This is a genomic window from Chromobacterium aquaticum (assembly GCF_021129195.1).
Taxonomy (GTDB): Bacteria; Pseudomonadota; Gammaproteobacteria; order Burkholderiales; family Chromobacteriaceae; genus Chromobacterium; species Chromobacterium aquaticum.
Window position 1 is genome coordinate 16763 of sequence record NZ_JAJOHW010000026.1, and the last position, 17527, is coordinate 34289.

The window sequence follows — 17527 nt, forward strand, 5'->3', positions numbered from 1 at the left end:
GATGCTAGGGCCGGCTCAGCTCCACCGACCATTCCGGCCCGGAGCCTATGCCGCGCTTGGCGGCGTAGTTGTCCATATTCAATGCCAGCGACACGTCCAGCAGGCTGTTCAAATAGACCAATGGCTGGCCGCTGGCCACTTCGCCAAAGGTGTGGCGATACGGCGCCACCACTTCGTCCACCGGCTTGCCCTGCTTGAAGATGCGCACTTTCACCGTGTCGCCGGGGCGGAAGCCCTGGGCTTCGAACAGCGCTTTGGGGATATTGGTCCACACATTGCCGTATTGCGGGTCCAGCACCGGGATCATGCCCTTGAGCCGTCCATCGGCGGCTTCCGCGCGCTGATACGACAGCTTGACCACGGCGGACGCCGGCAGCGGCGGGCCCACGTCCTCGAAACGGATCTTGCCAGCGGCCAGGCGCGCGCCGGTGTAGGCGTAGACATCGCGGCCATGGAAGGTGTAGGACGCGGCCGAACCTTGGAGGCGGTTGGTTTTTTCGTCGATGCGGCGCAGCTCGGCCACGCCGTCGCGTTCGGCGATCAAGGTCAGCAGGCCGTTGTTGGGATTGACGAAGTAGCGGCCGTCCCGGGTTTTCAGCACCACGGATTGGCGCTCGGTGCCGACGCCGGGGTCCACCACCGACACGAACACCGTGCCCTTGGGCCAGTAGTTGGCGGTCTGGTACAGCCGGTAGGCGCCGCTCCAGATGTCGTAATCGGGGATTTCGTGGGTGAGGTCGGACAGCGTCAGCTTGGGGTCCACCGAGTAGGCGACGCCGCGCATTGCCGACACCGCGCCGTCCTTGAGGCCAAAGTCGGTCATCAGCACCAGCGGTGCGTCCGCGCGCGCCAAGCCGGCCAGCAGCAGGCCGGCGGCGAGCCAGAGGCGGGCGTTTTTGAATAGCCTCATTCTTTTTCTCCTAAGTGTTTTTGTTTCCAGGCGCCTGCCAGCGCCGGGCTTGCCTAAAGCCTGTTCAACGTCTCGCGAGCTAGACGAGACAAGGTGATTTAAACAACCCCACCGCTGCGCAGCAGACATTGAACCGCTTGTTACACCTCGTCCGAGCGCAGCCTCTGCACGCCGGCGGCCAGCATCTGCGCCCAGGCGCTGCTGAGCGAGCCGTTCAGATTGATGCCGCGGCAGGCGTCGTCCACCACCGTGGTTTCCAGGCCGGCGGCGCGCGCGTCCAGCGCGCTCCAGGCCACGCAGTAGTCGGTGGCGAGGCCGGCCAGCCATACCCGCTTGACGCCGCGCTCGGCCAGGTAGCCGGCCAGGCCGGTAGGGGTTTGGCGGTCCGCTTCGACAAAGGCGGAATAGCTGTCCAGCGCCGGGTTGCAGCCCTTGCGGATGATCAATTGAGCCAGGCTGGTGTCCAGTTCCGGGTGGAAGGCCGCGCCATGGCTGCCGGCCACGCAATGATCCGGCCACAGCGTTTGTTCGCCATAGGGCAGTTGGATGCTGTCGAAAGGCTGGCTGCCGGGGTGTTGGCTGGCGAAGGACACATGTTTGGCCGGGTGCCAGTCCTGGGTCAGGATCACCCGGTTGAAGAACTGCATCATGTGGTTGATCAGCGGCACGATTTGATCGCCGTCGGCCACCGCCAGTTCGCCGCCGGGACAAAAACTGTTTTGCACGTCCACCACGATCAGGGCGCAATCGTCGCCGTAGCGCTTCAGGGGCATAGCGTTTTCCTGCAAGGGTTCTCAGCCTTTCTTGTTACCACGCGGCCGCCGGCGCGGTAAAGCCCGACGCGGCGACAATCGCGAAATAGGGTTTGCCATTTATACCCTATGGGGGTATATAATTCAGCCCAGGAGGTCATCATGACAGCAAGCACCGTGGATTTGCCGATTGAGGGCATGAGTTGCGCGGCCTGCGCCGCCAGGATTGAGAAACAGTTGAACCGGCTGGATGGGGTGGAGGCGGCGGTCAACTTCGCCAGCGAATCGGCCAAGGTCTCGTTCGACCCGGTCAAAACCCCGCCGCAAACCTTGGTGGACACCATCGCCAAGACCGGCTTCGCCGTGCCGCGCCGGCAGGCGGAGCTGGATATTCAGGGCATGACTTGCGCCGCCTGCGCCGGCCGCATCGAGAAGGTGCTGAATCGGCTGCCGGGCGTGTCCGCCCAGGTCAACTTCGCCAGCGAGAGCGCCCGCGTCGATTACGTGGCCGGCCTGGCCGACGAGGCGGCGCTGATCGCCGCGGTCAGCCGCGCCGGCTACCAGGCCGCGGCCAAGGCCGGGCCGGGCGACGACACCCTGGCGGCCGAGCATGCGCGCCGTTACCGGCGCGAGCGGCTGTGGTTCGGGTTTTCCGCCTTGCTGACGCTGCCCTTCGTCATTGAAATGGTGGCGATGTTCAGCGGCGGTCATCATGGCTGGCTGCCGCGTTACTGGCAGCTGGCGCTGGCCACGCCGGTGCAGTTCGTGGTTGGCTGGCGCTTCTACAAGGGCGCCTGGGCGGCGTTGCGCGGCGGAGGCGCCAATATGGATGTGCTGGTGGCCTTGGGCACCAGCATGGCCTGGCTGCTATCGGCGGCGGTGACGCTGCTGGGGCTGGAAGACCAGCATGTTTATTTCGAGGCCAGTGCCTCGGTGATTACCCTGGTGCTGTTGGGCAAATTGCTGGAGGCGCGCGCCAAGGGCAAGACTTCGGCGGCGATAGAGGAGTTGATCCGGCTGGCGCCCAAGACCGCCCGCGTGGAGCGCGAGGACGGCCGGGTGGAAGAGGTGGCGGTGACCGCGCTGCGTCAGGGCGATGTGGTGGTGGTGCGCCATGGCGAAACCTTGCCGGTGGACGGCGAGGTGATGGACGGCGCGGCGGCGCTGGACGAAAGCATGCTCACCGGCGAAAGCCTGCCGGTGGCCAAGCGTGTCGGCGACAGCGTTTACGCCGCCACCCGCAATCAGGACGGCATGCTTAAGGTGCGCGCCACCGGCGTGGGCGGCGATACCCAGTTGGCCGAGATCGTGCGTCTGGTCAGCGCGGCCCAGGGCTCCAAGGCGCCGATCCAGCAATTGGCTGACGTGATTTCCGGCGTGTTCGTGCCGGTGGTGGTGGGCATCAGCTTGTTGACCTTCATCATTACCGGCTTGTGGTTGCAGGATTGGTCGGCGGCGCTGATCCACGCGGTGGCGGTGCTGGTGATCGCCTGCCCGTGCGCCTTGGGCCTGGCCACGCCGACGGCGGTGATGGTGGGGGTGGGCAACGGCGCGCGGCGCGGCATTCTGTTCCGCAACGCCACCGCGCTGGAGCTGGCCAGCCAGGTGGGCGTGCTGTTGGTGGACAAGACCGGCACGCTGACCGAGGGCAAGCCGCAAGTGAAACAAGTGCTGCCCTTGGCGGCGGACGCGGACCTGGTGCTGCAACTGGCCGCCAGCGTGGAGGCCGGTTCGGAACATCCGCTGGCGCGCGCCATTCTGCAGCAGTCGCAGCAGCAGGGCCTGGCCTTGCTGCCGGTCAGCGGCTTCGCCGCCCAGGTGGGGCAGGGGGTGCAGGCGGAGGTGGCTGGCCACGGCCTGGTGCGCGCCGGCGTGCCCGGCTGGCTGGGCGAGCAGGCGCAAACCGCCTCCTTGCCCTTGCAGCAGGCGGGCAACACCGTGGTGGCGGTGGCGCGCGGCGAGGAGTTGCTGGGGCTGTTGGCCATCGCCGACCGCATCCGGCCCAGTTCGGCCCAGGCGGTGGCGCAGTTGCAGGCCATGGGCATACGGGTGGCGATGCTGACCGGCGACAACCCGGCCACCGCCGCCGGCATCGCCGCGGAAGCGGGCATTCGCGATTACCGCGCCGAGGTGAAGCCGCAGGACAAGGCGGCGGAGGTGCGGCGCTGGCAGGCGCAGGGTTTCAAGGTGGCGATGATGGGCGACGGCGTCAACGACGCGCCGGCGCTGGCCGCCGCCGACGTCAGCCTGGCGATGGGCGCCGGCTCGGACGTGGCGATCGAGGCCGCCGACATCACCCTGATGCACGGCGATCTGATGCACGCGGTGGACGCGATCCGGTTGTCGCGCGCCAGCCTGCGCAAAATCCGGCAGAATCTGCTGTTCGCCTTCATCTACAACGTGATGGGGATACCGCTGGCGGCGCTGGGCATGTTGAACCCGGTGATCGCCGGCGCGGCGATGGCGATGAGTTCGGTATCGGTGGTGAGTAATTCGCTGTTGCTGCGGCGCTGGAAATAAGGCGGCATCGGCGCTAGCGAAGTTTTGAATTTTTTCAGGAGAAAGCAATGTCCGAATTGATCATGAAAGTGGATGGCATGACCTGCCAGGGTTGCGTGAAAAGCGTCAGCGGCGTGCTCAGCGGCATGGCCGGCGTCAGCGAGGCCGAGGTCAGCCTGGAGGCCAAGCAGGCCAAGGTGGTGTACGACGCCGAGATCGTGTCGCCGGAGGAGTTGGCGGCGGCGGTGGAGGACGCGGGCTTCGATGTGACGCGCTGAGCCTTAAACGGCGGCGTAGCGGAACAGGGCATGGCTTGCGGGCCATGCCCTGTTTCTTTGGGCGCCAGCATGTGGCCAAAGGATGCGGCCAGTCTTGTGTTTGGCTTGTTATGGTCCCATATCGGGACTATCATGCAACCATGAAGATCATCGCCACGCGCGCCTTGAAGACTTTTTGGGCGCAGCATCCCCATGCCGAGCAAGCGCTGAAAGCGTGGGTGGATGAGGCGAGCCAGGCGTGCTGGACCTGCCCGCAAGACATCAAGGACCGTTACCGCAGCGCCAGCTTCGTTAAGGCCAATCGGGTGGTGTTCAATATCAAGGGCAATGACTATCGTTTGATGGTTGCCGTTGCTTACCGGGTGGGCATCGTCTACATCAAGTTCATTGGCACTCACGCTCAGTACGATGCCGTCGATGCCGCCACCGTGGAAATGGAGTCTCCATGAATATCCGTCCCATCCGCAGCGAAGCCGACTATCAGGCCGCGCTCAAGGAAATATCCGTACTGGTGGAGATGGACCCAGCGCTGGATTCACCGGAAGGCGAGCGTCTGGACATTCTGGCCACGCTGGCCCAGTCCTATGAGGCCAAGCACTTTCCCATCGATTTGCCGGACCCGATAGAGGCAATCAAATTCCGTATGGAGCAGGGCGGTTTGACCGTGGCGGACATGCAGGTTTATCTGGGCAAGCGCAACCGCGTCTATGAAGTGTTGAATCGCAAGCGGCCGCTTAGCCTCGCGATGATCCGCCGCTTGCATGAAGGCTTGCATATTCCCGCCGAGGTGCTCATCCGCGGTTGAATGATTCGAACCGTCCTCGTTCTTGCTGCGACGGGGTGGGCTCTTATTCCTCCTCCCCCAACACGCCGAACTCCACCGGCGTTTTCACGTAAAACACCCTGACCCCGGCGGCGGCGAGCGCGGCCAGCAGTTGTTCGGCCTCGTCGGCGCTGAGCGCCAGCGTCACTTCTTCCGGCTGGTCCGCCAGGTCGAAGAAGTGGGCGGAGTGCAGCCGGCGGTGGCGGCCGTAGCCTTCGCTGGCGGCGAACAAGGTGGCGCCGCGTATGCCCAGCCGCCGTGCTTGCTGCACGATCCATTCCGCCAGCGGCTGGCCATCGTGACTGTGGCCTTGCTGAGTGAAGAACGAGAGTTGATAGCCTTGCATTGCGCGGACCTCCGGCGGCTACAGTTCGATCAGCATGCCTTCGCGCAGCGGGCAGACGCGCAGGCCGTTGGGGTATTCCGAGTGCAGCTGTTCCAGCATGTGTTCGCGGCAGCCAGGGTCGATATGGCTGATCCACAGATGGGTGTTGGCCGGCAGTTGCGGCAGGAAGGGCAGCAGCAGGGCCGGCGTCATATGGCCCTGGCGCGCGGCCTCGGCCTGGCGTTCGTCGGTATAGGTCAGCTCGCAGATCACATCGGTCAGCGAGGGCACATTGGACACCCATTGCCAAAAGGCCGGGCAGGGGCCGCTGTCGCCGCTGAAGGCCAGCGCGCGCCAGCTGCCTTCTATCAGCCAGCCCAAGGCCGGCACGCTGTGATTGGCCGGCAGCGCGGTGGCCAGCCCTTCGCCCAGCGGCAGCGCGTAGCCGGGTTCCACCGCCTGCAGCCGCAGCCAGGGTTGTTCGGCGCTGGGCTGGCGGGTGTAGTCCGGCCACAGCTCGCCGTTGAACAGATGGGCGCGCAGCGCGTCCAGCGTTTCCTGCTGGCTGTAGACCGTGAGGCCGGGGCCGTGATGGCTGGCGTGGACATCGGCCAGCAGCGGCAGGCAGCCGCAGTGGTCGGCGTGGCTATGGGTGAGCAACACTTGGCGGATGGACAGCATTTCGTCGGCGCGCAGGCTGGTGACGCCGGTGCCGCAGTCTATCAGGGTGTTGTCGTCGATCAGGAAGCTGGTGGTGTGATGGGGATGGCCAATGCCGGCGGCGGCGCCGAGGACCTTGATGTGCATGGGTTTCTCCTGGTTGCGGCTGTTGACCGGCCAAGGCCGGTCCGCCGCTGCAAACATGGAAACGATCTGCTGCCCGCCCCGCCTGACGCGAGTTGTTGTCCTGGCCGCCATGATGGCGACGGCCGGTTTGAATCCTTCTAGTGTAGACAAACCGGCCGCCGCTTGCGCGCTCCAGGGTTTAGAACCTGTTTACGATCTCGCGAGCTAAGGCGAGACAAGGCGTTGCGGCTGAGAAAGCGGAATGTACGCGTGGTACATGAGCATTTCGAAGGCGCACTCACCGTGTAAGGCATCCGCGACGCGCAGCAGATCGTAAACAGGTTCTTAGAACTTGTTCAAAGTCTCGCGAGCAAGAGCGAGACAAGGCGAAAACGAGCGAAAAAGCGGAATGTACAGGTGGTACATGAGCATTTTGAGCTCGGTTTCAACGCCGTATCGCTGAAGCGCAGCAGACTTTGAACAGGCTCTTAGCGCACGACGCCCACCGGGTAGAGGAAGCGATTGCTGTCGGCGAACGGGGTCTGCTCATAGAACCAGTTGAGCCGGGCGTTGCGGTCCTTGGCGAACTTGGGGTCCTTGAGCCTGGCCTGGAAGGCCTGGCGCAAGGCCGGGCTTTCCGCCAGCATGCGCCGCGCCATCGGTTCCATCACATAGGCTTCCGGCGCTTCCGCCGAGGTGAGGTTGGCGTTGAAGAAACCCCAGTGCAGGAAGGAGTCCGGGCTGCTCGGTTCCAGCAGCAGCATCGCCAGCGTGCCCAGCGGCTGTTGCGGGTCCACCATCACGGAGCCGGCCGGATAGGTGACTTTGCGCTGCAGCGGGCTGGGCTTGCCGTCTATCAGCAAGCGGCCTTCGTAGCCGGGAATCTTGTCGGCGGATTCGCGATCCGGCTCGAACGGGGTGCCCAGCTTGATGTCGTCCAGCCGGTAGACGGTGACGTCCAGGGTTTCCGGCCGGCTCAGCTCGCGTAGCTGAATGCCGTGGGCGCGCAGGCGGGCGATCACCTCGTGCCATTGCGCCGGCACCACATAGGCCTTGGGCCGCGCGGCGATCAGGTCCGGCACGGTCAGCGGGGTGATGGGCAGGCGGTAGTCGCGCGGCTGATTGCTCCAGCGCACGATTTTGTCGCCGGTGATGGGGGAGGGCACTTTGTCGAACTTGACGCCCTTGAAGTCCACCAGCTTGGGCTTGCCCTCGGCTTCCTTCCAGGTCAGCGTCACCGGGTCCGGCCGCGCGGCGCGGTCCTTGGCGATGGCGGCGCGCAGGCCGTCGTAATGGCGGGACACGCTGTCGAAGATGGCGCGGTAGAGCACGTAGTTGCCCAGCACTTGCTGCTTGTAGGGCTTGAGCGCGTGCAGTTCCACCAGGATGGCGGGGATGCCGCGGGCGTCGGCGTACTGGTTGGAGAAGCGCGCCAAGTCGCTGTAATACGGGTAATAGCCCTTGTCGGGGTTCTCGTTGTCGTTCATCGAGATGCAGACATTGGGCTCGTGGCCGTAGCGGCGCAGCTCGCGATAGACCTCGGGCGTCATCACCTGGTCCATCCAGCGGCTGGACGCGGGCGACCAGCCCTGGCCGTTATTGCAATAAGTGACGTCGTACTGGTAGTTGACGCCGTCGGTGCTGTGGGTATCGATGAAGAAGTCCGGCTGGTAGTCGTTGAGCGCGCGCGCCACATTGCGGATTTCCGGGCTGTCCAGCTTGGTGAAGTCGCGGTTCAGGTTGAGGTTGCGGCCGTTGACGCGCCAGCCGGTCTGTTCCGGCCCATTCTGGTTGATGCGGCCGTATTTGCCGTAGCGCATGTCGCCGTCCACGTTGACGGTGGGGACGAACAGCAGGTTGACCTTGGACAGCAGCGCGTCGTCGCGGATCAGCAGGTCGCGGATCAGCATCAGCCCGGCGTCCTTGCCATTGGCTTCGCCAGGGTGAATGCCGGCTTGCACGTAAATCAGCGGCTTGCCGCTGGCGCGCAGGCCCTGCGGCGATTTGTCGGCGGCGGCGGACACCACCGCCATCATCATGTCGTGGCCCTGGTCGGTTTTCTCCGCCATCGGGCTGAGCTTGAGCAGCGCCGGCTTGGCGGCGGCCAGCCGGTTCAGATAGGCGATGGTTTCCGGATAGGCCGGCGTGTGCTTGAAGCCGCTGGCTTCCAGCGGGGTAGCCCATGGGTCGTCCGCCTTGGCGGCGAAGCGCTGGCTATCCCCCCGCCAAGGGATGTCCGGCGGCAGCACCCGCTGGCGCGCGGCGGACAGGTATTGGCTGTCGTCGACATAGTCCGGCGCGGCCGGCATGGCGTGCGCGTGCGGGCTGAGGTGCAAGGCGGCGAAGGCGGAAACGATGGCGAAGCGTAGCGGCAAGTGCATGATGATTATCCTGATTGTCCGAGACCGAAATAGGCTACGCCCGGCTCCCCCGTAGACGCACGGGCTGTTGCGAGGCGGCTTGACGCGGATCAAGCGCTTGCTCGCCGCGGTTCCAGGTGAAACGCATTCTGCACGAATCAAAAAGCCGGAGCCCCGCGCTACAGGACTCCGGCGCGTGCGCTGCCCAATGCTATGAGGTCGCTTCAAGAGCCGGGAAGGTTTTTCCCGGGCTCAGAGCCTGTTCAAAGTCTCGCGAGCAAGGGCGAGACAAGGCGAAAACAAGCGAAAAAGCGGAATGTACACGTGGTACATGAGCATTTTGAGCTCGTACTCACCGTGCTACGCCTCACGAAGCGCAGCAGACTTTGAACAGGTTCTCAGGCCCGGGCCGGCAGGCTCCAGCGCTTGTCGCTCCAGCGGCCCAGCAACTGCAGGCCGCCGCAGACCAGGAAATAAGCCAGCGCGATGAAGGCGAAAATCTCCAGCGGGTAGACCTGTTCGCGGTTGTTGACCTGGGTGGCGACGAAGGTGAATTCGGCCACGCCCACCACATAGGCCAGCGAGCTGTCCTTGATCAGGGTGATCCACTGATTGACGAAGGAGGGCAGCATCATGCGCAAGGCCTGCGGCAGCACGATCAGCCGCAGCGTCTGCCAGCGGTCCAGTCCCAGCGACAGCCCGGCCGCCCATTGGCCGGGGCCGATGGCGGCGATGCCGGCCTGCACCGACTGGCTCAGATAGGCGGCGTTGATCAACGCCAGCGCCAGCACCACGGTGAGCACGCCGGGGATATCCACGCCAAACAGGATGGGCAGCAGGAAATAGCACCAGAAGATCAGCATCAGCACCGGTATGGCGCGCAGCAGCGCCACCAGCGTGCCCAGCGCGCGGCGCGAGCCGGGTCCGCCCATCACCAGGGCGATGCCGCCGGCCAGGCCCAGCAGGCTGGCCAGCACGCCGGCGGCGGCGCTGATGGCCAGGGTCAGCAGCAGGCCGCCGGGCTCGCCGTTGGCCAGATTGCCCCACAGCAGATAATCGAGATTGTCCTGAATCACCGGCGGCATCATCGCGGCGCCCTCCATGCCGGCTCGCCGCGCTGGCTCAGTGCCTGGGTCAGCAGCACCAGCAGCAGATAGGCTGCGGTGGCGACGGCGAAGGCCTGGAAGGCGAGCAAGGTTTCGGTTTCCACCTGGCGCGAGGTATAGGACAGCTCGGCCACGCCTATGGCCATCGCCAGCGAGGTGTTCTTCACCACCGCGGTGTACTGGCCGATCAGCGGTCGGCGCGCCAGCGCCCAGGCCTGCGGCAGCACCACCCAGCGGAATTCCTGCCAGGCGTTCATGCCCAGCGCGCGCGCGGCCTGGCGCTGGCCGGCGGCGACGCCGCGCAGTCCGGCCTGCAGTTCGCCGCAGATGAAGCTGGCGCTGTATAGCGTCAGGCCCACCAGCGCGGCCAGGAATTCAAAGGACGGCCACGGCAAGGCCAGGCCGCCCGGCAAGGGCAGGCTGCGCGGGCTGTTCAGCCACAGCATGGCGGCCTCCGGCAGCAGGCCGGCCACGCCGAAATACCACAGCAGCAATTGCACCATCAGCGGGGTGTTGCGGTGCAGGCTGACCCAGAGTCCGGCGCCGCGGCCCAGCGCGCGCCAGCGCGACTCCAGCGCCGCGGTCAGCAGCATGCCGAGCGCGGTGGCGGCGGCGCAGACCAGCAGGGCCAGCCAGCCGGTGAGCAGCGCGCCCTTGAGCAGCCAGCCCAGGTAGTGGGGCTCCAGCCAGTGGTGGCCGAGCCAGGAGGGGGGATTCATTGCTTGCGGTCCTGTATTGCGATTGCGCTTCGCCTTTCAGCGCCGGCGGCGTCTGAAATGGCGAAACCGCCGGGCGTGCCCGGCGGCTGGGGATACGGATGGGAAAACGCGGGTCTTAGCTGGCTTCGCCGATCTTGAAGTCCCTAGGCAGCGGCGCCTTGGTGGCCGGGCCGAACCACTGATTGTAGATCTTGGCGGCCTGGCCGGATTTTTCCAGCTCCAGCAGGCTGTCGTTCACCGCCTTCAGCAGTCGCGCCTCGCCCTTGGGCAGGCCGATGGCCTGGTATTCGCGGGTCAGGGTGAACGGCGCCAGCTCGAACTTGGCCTTGTCCGGCGCATTGGCCAGCAAGGCGGCCAGCTTGGAGCCGTCCTGGCTGATGGCCTGGACATTGCCGTTGCGCAGCGCGGTGAAGGCCAGCGGGGTGTCGTCATAGGCCACCACGGTGGTTTTCGGGTATTTGTCGCGCAGGTTCACTTCCTGGGTGGTGCCCTTGTCCACGCCCACGCGCAGGCCGGCCAGTTGCTCCGGCTTTTGCAACGATCCCTTGCGGGCGATGAACTGCTGGCCGGAGGCGAAGTAGGGCAGGCTGAACGCCACTTGCTTCTTGCGCTCGTCGGTGACGGTGAAGTTGGCGGCCACCAGATCGGCCTTGCCGGACACCAGCAGCGGCACGCGGTTGGCCGGGTTGGTGGGAATCAGGCTGAGTTTGACGCCCAGTTTCTTGGCGATGTGCTGGGCCACGTCCACGTCCAGGCCGGAAATCTGGCGGGTCTTGGCGTCGAGGAAGCCGAAGGGCGGGTTGCTGTCGAAGGCGGCGACACGCAGCACGCCGGCTTTCTTGATGTCGTCCAGGCGGTCGGCCCAGGCGGCGGTGGCGGTAGCGCTCAAGGCGATGGCCAGTGCGATGGCGTGTTTCATGGTGATGCCCCTAGTCTGAAGACGCGCCGGGGGTTTCGATCGCGCCTGGGGCGGCGCGTTTTCAGAAGATGCCGGCGCATCGTGATTCCGAGAAATTTCCTGCCATGGATAAACCCATGACATGCGATGAGCTGATGCTAAGGCATCTTGCAAATTCTTGGAAATTATTAAAAATTAGTCCCATATGCCAATTTGTTTTGATCTGGTGATTTTCATCATTGGAACAATGCCTTGGGCGGAATAGGTGAAACACGGGCATCAAGGCCTTGGAGAGCGCTCCCTTGGCTTTCGCTTTGGTGGAGTGGCCTGATGCTTGTTATGGCTTTTCAGGCCGGGTAATAGACCCAATCCGGTAACGGAAGTGATTGTTTTAGGTAGGATTGACAAACAATTTCCTTTGCCGCCCTTTCCTGCAATCGGCATAATCGCGGTTTTCCGAAGCCCCGTCCCATTGCCGGGCGTGGAGTCGGATTTGAAACTTTTTTTGACGACTGTAGTGACGGGGCACGATAGCCGCACCCTTTCATCGCCGTCCGCATAAGCGACATGCCTAGTATTTACCAACTCAAATCCCGCTTTCAGGACCTGCTGCGCCCCTTGCTGCGCGGCCTGGTTTCCCTTGGCGTCACCGCCAACCACGTCACGCTCGGCGCCATGCTGGCCTCCATCGCCTACGGCGGCTGGCTGGCTTGCCAGCCGGAGCGGCCCTTGCCCTGGCTGCTGCTGCCGGTGTTCCTGTTCCTGCGCATGGCCCTGAACGCCATCGACGGCATGCTGGCGCGCGAGCACGGCCAAAAGTCGCGGCTGGGCGGCATTCTCAACGAGGTGGGCGACGTGGTGTCCGACGCCGCGCTCTATCTGCCCTTCGCCCTGCTGCTGGCGCAGCCAGCCTGGGTGGCGCTGGCGGTGGTGCTGGCGCTGCTGACCGAGTTCGTCGGCGTGCTGGGGCCCAGCTTGGGCGCGAGCCGGCGTTACGACGGGCCGATGGGCAAGAGCGACCGCGCCTTTGCGTACGGCGCCTACGCGCTGCTGTTGGGCCTGTGGCCGCAGGCGGCGGCCTGGGGCGGCTGGGTGTTTGGATTGAGCGCCGCCTTGATGGCGCTGACCTGCGTCAATCGGGCGCGGTCCATTTTGAAAGAGGGCGAAGATGTTTAAACCGCTGTTGCCGCAGGCATTGATCTGGGCGCTGGGCGCCGTATTCGCGCTGCTGGTGATCGCCAGCGTTGCCATCCGCGTGCTGGAGAGCCGCTCGCCGCAGAAGAACTGGCTGGAATTGAAGCTGCGCATCCGTACCTGGTGGTGGATCGTCGCCTGCTTCTCGCTGACCTTGCTGGGCAATGTGCCGCTGGCGCTGGTGGTGTTCGCGCTGATCAGCTTCCTGGCGCTGAAAGAATACCTGACGCTGTGCGCCACTCGCACCGCCGACCACGTGGTGCTGTTCTGGGCCTATCTGAGCATCCCGCTGCAGTATTACTGGCTGGGCATCCACTGGTACGGCATGTTCATCATCTTCATCCCGGTCTACATCTTCCTGTTCCTGCCGATGCGCATGGTGCTGATCGGCGAGACCCAGGGCTTTCTCAAGGCCGCCGCCTCGCTGCAATGGGGCTTGATGATCTGCGTGTTCTGCCTGAGCCACATGGCCGCGGTGCTGACCCTGCCACAGCTGACCCATATCGGCGAACCGGCCCAGGGCGCGATGCTGCTGTTCTACCTGGTGGCGCTGACCCAGCTCAACGATGTGGCGCAATACCTGTGGGGCAAGGCCTTCGGCCGGCGCAAGGTGGCGCCCAAGGTCTCGCCCAACAAGACGCTGGAGGGTTTCCTCGGCGGCGCGCTGACCACCTGCCTGCTGGGCTGGCTGCTGGGGCCGCTGCTGACGCCGTTCTCGCCGCTGCACGCGGCGCTGGCCGGCCTGCTGATCGGGGTGATGGGCTTTATCGGCGACATCGTGATTTCCGCGGTGAAGCGCGACATCGGGGTCAAGGACTCCGGCCGCCTGCTGCCCGGCCACGGCGGGGTGCTGGACCGGCTGGATTCGCTGACTTATACCGCGCCGCTGTTCTTCCACTATGTCCACTACTTGTACTTCTGAGCCGATGATGAGCCGATTGCTGCGCATTCTGTTCGTACTGCTGCTGGCCCGGCCGGTGGTGCGGCTGTGGCTGGGGGTGACGGTGCGCCACCAGGAGCGGCTGCCGCTGCGCGGCCCGGCCATCGTGGTGGCCAACCACAACAGCCATCTGGACATCCTGGCGCTGTACAGCCTGTTTCCGCTGGGCCGCATCCCCGAGGTGCAGCCGGCGGCGGCGGCGGACTACTTCCTGAAGAACCGCCTGTTCGCCTGGTTCGCCACCCAGGTGGTGGGCATCATCCCGGTGGTGCGCGGTGGCGTGGCCAAGGGGCTGGACCCGCTGGAGGGCTGCCGCGAGGCGCTGCGCCAGGGCCGCATCCTGATCCTGTTCCCGGAAGGCTCGCGCGGCGAGCCCGAGGTGTTGTCCGAGATCAAGTCCGGCATTTGGTATCTGACTCGCGATTTTCCCGATGTGCCGGTGGTGCCGGTCTATCTGCACGGTCTGGGCCGGGCGATGGGACGCGGCCAGTGGCTGCCGGTGCCGTTCTTCGTCGACATCGCCGTCGGTCGCCCGCTGCAGTGGCTGGAAGAGAAAGCCGCTTTTCGCGACCGCATCCGCGAATCGCTATTGCATTTGAAGCAAAAAACGCTGCCCGCCGCGCCGGCGGAGCAGGAGGCTTGAAAGGAGCCTGAGCATGCGCCAAGCCGAAGAATCGCAGTTTGTCAGCTTTGATGGTCAAACCCTGTTTTATCGGCATTGGCCGGCGCTGAGCTCCGGCCCACGGCCGCGCGCCATCGTGCTGCTGCACCGCGGCCACGAGCATTCCGGCCGCCTGCAGCACCTGGTGGACGAATTGCAACTGGCGGACACGCCGATGTTCGCCTGGGACGCGCGCGGCCACGGCCGTAACGAGGGTCCGCGCGGCTACAGCCCCAGCCTGGGCGCCACGGTGCGCGATCTGGACTGCTTCGTCCGCCATCTGTGCCAGCGTCATGGCCTGGCGATGGAGGAGATCGTGGTGATCGCCCAGAGCGTGGGCGCGGTGCTGGCGGCCACCTGGGCGCACGACTACGCGCCGCGCGTGCGCGCGCTGGTGCTGGCCTCGCCGGCCTTCAAGGTCAAGCTCTACGTGCCCTTCGCCCGGACCGGACTCAGGCTGATGCAGCGCCTGCGCGGCAATTTCTTCGTCAATTCCTACGTCAAGGCGCGCTTCCTGACCCATGATCCGGAACGCATCGCGTCCTACAACAGCGACCCGCTGATCACCCGGCCGATTTCTTCCAACATCCTGCTGGCCTTGTACGACACCGCCGAGCGCATCGTCGCCGACGCCGGCGCCATCACGCTGCCGACCCAGTTGCTGATGTCGGGCGCGGACTTCGTCGTGCACCAGGGGCCGCAGCGCGAATTCTTCCAGAAGCTGGGCAGCCCGCTGAAGGAGATGCACCTGCTGCCTGGCTTCTATCACGACACCCTGGGCGAGCGCGACCGCGCGCCGGCGCTGGACAAGATCCGCGCCTTCATCCAGCGGGTGGAGGCCGGCGCGCCGGCGGTGGATCTGAGTCGCGCCGACGCCGCCGGCTACACCGCGCTGGAATACCAGCAGCTGCAACAGCCGCGTTCCTGGCTGTCGCCGCTGCGCTGGCAGTTCGCGCTGACCCGGTTGACCCTGGCCACGTTGGGACGATTGTCGGCGGGCATTCGCCTGGGCTGGCGCACCGGTTTCGATTCCGGCAGCACCCTGGACTATGTGTACCGCAACCAGGCGTCCGGCATCAGCCCGCTGGGCCGCCTGGGCGACCGCGCCTATCTGGACAGCGTGGGCTGGAAGGGCATACGCCAGCGCAAGCTGAATCTGGAGGAACTGATCGCCATGGCGATGGGCCACCTGCGCGCCGACGGCCAGCCGCTGCGGCTGCTGGACATCGCCGCCGGCCATGGCCGCTACATCCTGGACGCCATCGCCGGTCAGCCGGTGGAGCATGTGCAACTGCGCGATTACAGCGACATCAATGTCGGCGCCGGCCGCCGGCTGATCGCCGAGCGCGGCTTGGACGCGGTGGCGCGTTTCGACCAGGGCAATGCCTTCGATCGCGCCAGCCTGGCGGCGCTGCAGCCGGCGCCGACGTTGGCGGTGGTGTCCGGCCTTTATGAGCTATTCCCCGAGAACGAGCCGATTCGTCAGTCGCTGGCCGGCCTGGCCGAGGCGGTGCCGCCCGGCGGCTATCTGGTCTACACCAACCAGCCCTGGCATCCGCAGCTGGAATTGATCGCGCGCACGCTGAGCAGCCATCGCGGCGGCGCGGACTGGATCATGCGCCGCCGCACCCAGCAGGAGATGGATCAATTGGTGGCCGACGCCGGCTTCGAGAAGCTGGAGCAGCGCATCGACGAGTGGGGCATTTTCAGCGTCAGCCTGGCGCGTCGCCGCAGCGATGCCGCGGCGGAACGGCCGCAGCCGCTGGCCGAGGCCGAGGCGTGAGCGCGCCGGCGGAGCCGCTGCGCGTCGACACGCAATTGAGCGGCGTGATCCTGGCCGCCTGCCCGGAGCTGCCACAGCCGTTGTTCGACGAAGGCATGCGCGTGGCGCGGCGGCATGCCGGCGATGCGCCGCTGGAGCTGCATCATGTGTTGAGCGGCTTTGGCTGGGTGTTGCTGAATGTGGACGAGGAGGAGCGCTATCTGGCCGAAGGCCTCAGCTTTTGCGAGCAGGCCGCCGATCTTGGTTCGGCGGAAGGGGCGTCAGCGGCGGGCGATGCCTGGCTGCTTGGCGATGCAGGCGACTCCGACTTGCAACGCAGTCTGCACCGTTACCGCCAGGCGCTGGCGGCAGAGCATAAGGCCGCCGCTATTGACGTCGCTTACGTGCTGGAAAAGCTCAGCGATGAGGAGCCGAAACGCGCCGCTGATTATCTGCGCGAAGCCGAGGGGCTGCTGCTGCAGACCGCCGCGTCCGCCGAAGCCGATGTGGCGTCCTGGGGCTGCTACGGCGTGGGCCGGCTCTATCTGGATCGCCGCTTCTTCGGCAAGGCGGATCAGGCCGAGTCCTGGCTGTTGAAATCGGCCGAGCTGGGCTGGGGGCCGGCGATGGATGCCTTGGCCGAGCGCGTCTATCGTGGCAAGGACCTGAGCAAAAGCCTGGAGTGGCGCGAGAAATATCGCGTCTGGGAAAGCGAGCAAGATCCGGACGAAGATGAGTGGCCGGATACCGGCGATGCAGTCGCGTCGTTGGCGGAGCCGCGCCCCCGGCGCTGGCCGTGGCTGCTGGCGCTGGCATTATTGGCGCTGCTGCTATGGTGGCGGCGATGAGCGCCGGCCGGCCCTGGCGGCTGGCCTGTCTGTGGCTGCTGCTGCTGGGGCCCAGCTTTTTCCTGCTCTACGGCGCGGCCAATCACTACGCGGCCGGCCTGCCGCCGGAGCGGGTGGGCAATGTGGCGATGGCCTGGGAGCGCGCCATCCCGCTGTGGCCGTGGACCATCGTGCCGTACTGGAGCATAGACCTGCTCTACGGCGTCTCGCTCTTTCTGTGCGCCAGCCGCGCCGAACTCAATGCCCACGCCAAGCGCCTGCTGGCGGTCACCCTGTTGTCCTGCCTGTGCTTCCTGCTGTTTCCGCTGCGCTTCGGTTTCGAACGTCCGCCGCTGGATGGCGTGTTCGGGCGGATGTTCGATCTGCTGATGGGCTTCGACAAACCGTTCAACCAGGCGCCGTCGCTGCATATCGGCCTGCTGCTGGTGTTGTGGCTGCGCTACTGGCAGCACACGCCGCCGCGCTGGCTTTGGCTGCTGCATGGCTGGTTCGCCTTGATCGGCGTGTCGGTGCTGACCACCTGGCAGCATCATTTCTGGGATGTGCCTTCCGGCTTCGCGCTGGCGGTGCTGGTCTGCTATCTGTGGCCGATGCCGGCGCCGGCAACGCCGGCCTGGCATTCGCCCGAGCCCGGCCGCAGCCGCCGGCTGGGCGCGCGTTATGCGG

At 65.6% G+C, this 17527-nt stretch carries 18 protein-coding genes; 10 read left to right on the forward strand and 8 right to left on the reverse strand.

Annotation, left to right across the window (positions count from 1 at the left end):
• Positions 1-4 precede the first annotated feature (4 nt).
• Entirely contained in the window at positions 5-910 is a 906-nt protein-coding gene (locus LQT98_RS04525) for an SAM hydrolase/SAM-dependent halogenase family protein (protein ID WP_231461279.1), read from the reverse strand.
• Positions 911-1050: 140 nt separating this feature from the next.
• Complete coding sequence (gene pncA, locus LQT98_RS04530) at positions 1051-1683, reverse strand: bifunctional nicotinamidase/pyrazinamidase (protein ID WP_231461280.1); 633 nt, start codon at positions 1681-1683, stop codon at positions 1051-1053.
• Positions 1684-1824: 141 nt separating this feature from the next.
• Here pncA and LQT98_RS04535 point away from each other — a divergent pair, with 141 nt between their 5' ends.
• The 4 genes from LQT98_RS04535 (at position 1825) to LQT98_RS04550 (ending at position 5244) form a co-directional block, all read left to right on the forward strand.
• On the forward strand, positions 1825-4182 hold the full coding sequence (locus LQT98_RS04535) for a heavy metal translocating P-type ATPase (protein ID WP_231461281.1): 2358 nt from the start codon (positions 1825-1827) through the stop codon (positions 4180-4182).
• Between the two features lie 47 nt (positions 4183-4229).
• Positions 4230-4439, forward strand: a complete 210-nt coding sequence (locus tag LQT98_RS04540) for a heavy-metal-associated domain-containing protein (RefSeq protein ID WP_019102750.1) — start codon at positions 4230-4232, stop codon at positions 4437-4439.
• A gap of 140 nt (positions 4440-4579) precedes the next feature.
• On the forward strand, positions 4580-4888 hold the full coding sequence (locus LQT98_RS04545) for a type II toxin-antitoxin system HigB family toxin (protein WP_231461282.1): 309 nt from the start codon (positions 4580-4582) through the stop codon (positions 4886-4888).
• Entirely contained in the window at positions 4885-5244 is a 360-nt protein-coding gene (locus LQT98_RS04550; protein WP_107798448.1) for a helix-turn-helix domain-containing protein, read from the forward strand. Before LQT98_RS04545 ends, LQT98_RS04550 begins: the two co-directional genes overlap by 4 nt.
• A 43-nt stretch (positions 5245-5287) precedes the next feature.
• Here the strand turns inward: LQT98_RS04550 and LQT98_RS04555 are convergent, their stop codons facing one another.
• The 6 genes from LQT98_RS04555 to LQT98_RS04580 form a co-directional block, all read right to left on the reverse strand.
• Positions 5288-5608 (reverse strand): DUF190 domain-containing protein, encoded by a 321-nt coding sequence (locus tag LQT98_RS04555; protein ID WP_231461283.1) that lies wholly within the window; start codon positions 5606-5608, stop codon positions 5288-5290.
• A gap of 18 nt (positions 5609-5626) precedes the next feature.
• Positions 5627-6394: a 3',5'-cyclic-nucleotide phosphodiesterase gene (locus LQT98_RS04560; protein WP_231461284.1), complete on the reverse strand. Its 768-nt coding sequence runs from the start codon at positions 6392-6394 to the stop codon at positions 5627-5629.
• Between the two features lie 467 nt (positions 6395-6861).
• Positions 6862-8754, reverse strand: coding sequence for a M14 family metallopeptidase (locus tag LQT98_RS04565; protein WP_231461285.1), 1893 nt, complete (start codon positions 8752-8754; stop codon positions 6862-6864).
• Between the two features lie 377 nt (positions 8755-9131).
• Positions 9132-9836: an amino acid ABC transporter permease gene (locus LQT98_RS04570; RefSeq protein ID WP_231461286.1), complete on the reverse strand. Its 705-nt coding sequence runs from the start codon at positions 9834-9836 to the stop codon at positions 9132-9134.
• The gene (locus tag LQT98_RS04575) at positions 9818-10558 is read right to left on the reverse strand and encodes an ABC transporter permease subunit (RefSeq protein WP_231461287.1); all 741 of its coding nucleotides are present in this window, start codon (positions 10556-10558) and stop codon (positions 9818-9820) included. Before LQT98_RS04575 ends, LQT98_RS04570 begins: the two co-directional genes overlap by 19 nt.
• Positions 10559-10673: 115 nt before the next feature.
• Positions 10674-11477: an ABC transporter substrate-binding protein gene (locus LQT98_RS04580; protein ID WP_107798453.1), complete on the reverse strand. Its 804-nt coding sequence runs from the start codon at positions 11475-11477 to the stop codon at positions 10674-10676.
• Positions 11478-12023: 546 nt separating this feature from the next.
• Between LQT98_RS04580 and LQT98_RS04585 the strand changes: the two genes are divergently transcribed.
• The 6 genes from LQT98_RS04585 to LQT98_RS04610 all read left to right on the forward strand — a co-directional run.
• Entirely contained in the window at positions 12024-12632 is a 609-nt protein-coding gene (locus tag LQT98_RS04585; RefSeq protein ID WP_231461288.1) for a CDP-alcohol phosphatidyltransferase family protein, read from the forward strand.
• Positions 12625-13572 carry a phosphatidate cytidylyltransferase gene (locus tag LQT98_RS04590; protein WP_107732795.1) on the forward strand — a complete coding sequence of 316 codons (948 nt, stop codon included), beginning with the start codon at positions 12625-12627 and terminating at the stop codon, positions 13570-13572. Before LQT98_RS04585 ends, LQT98_RS04590 begins: the two co-directional genes overlap by 8 nt.
• Positions 13573-13579: 7 nt before the next feature.
• Entirely contained in the window at positions 13580-14233 is a 654-nt protein-coding gene (locus tag LQT98_RS04595; RefSeq protein ID WP_048409878.1) for a lysophospholipid acyltransferase family protein, read from the forward strand.
• Between the two features lie 13 nt (positions 14234-14246).
• The gene (locus LQT98_RS04600) at positions 14247-16034 is read left to right on the forward strand and encodes a bifunctional alpha/beta hydrolase/class I SAM-dependent methyltransferase (RefSeq protein WP_231461289.1); all 1788 of its coding nucleotides are present in this window, start codon (positions 14247-14249) and stop codon (positions 16032-16034) included.
• Positions 16031-16861: an SEL1-like repeat protein gene (locus LQT98_RS04605; RefSeq protein ID WP_231461290.1), complete on the forward strand. Its 831-nt coding sequence runs from the start codon at positions 16031-16033 to the stop codon at positions 16859-16861. The genes LQT98_RS04600 and LQT98_RS04605 overlap by 4 nt, the downstream gene beginning before the upstream one ends.
• On the forward strand, positions 16858-17527 hold a 670-nt coding region (locus LQT98_RS04610), incomplete at its 3' end, for a phosphatase PAP2 family protein (RefSeq protein ID WP_231461291.1). The genes LQT98_RS04605 and LQT98_RS04610, both read left to right, overlap by 4 nt.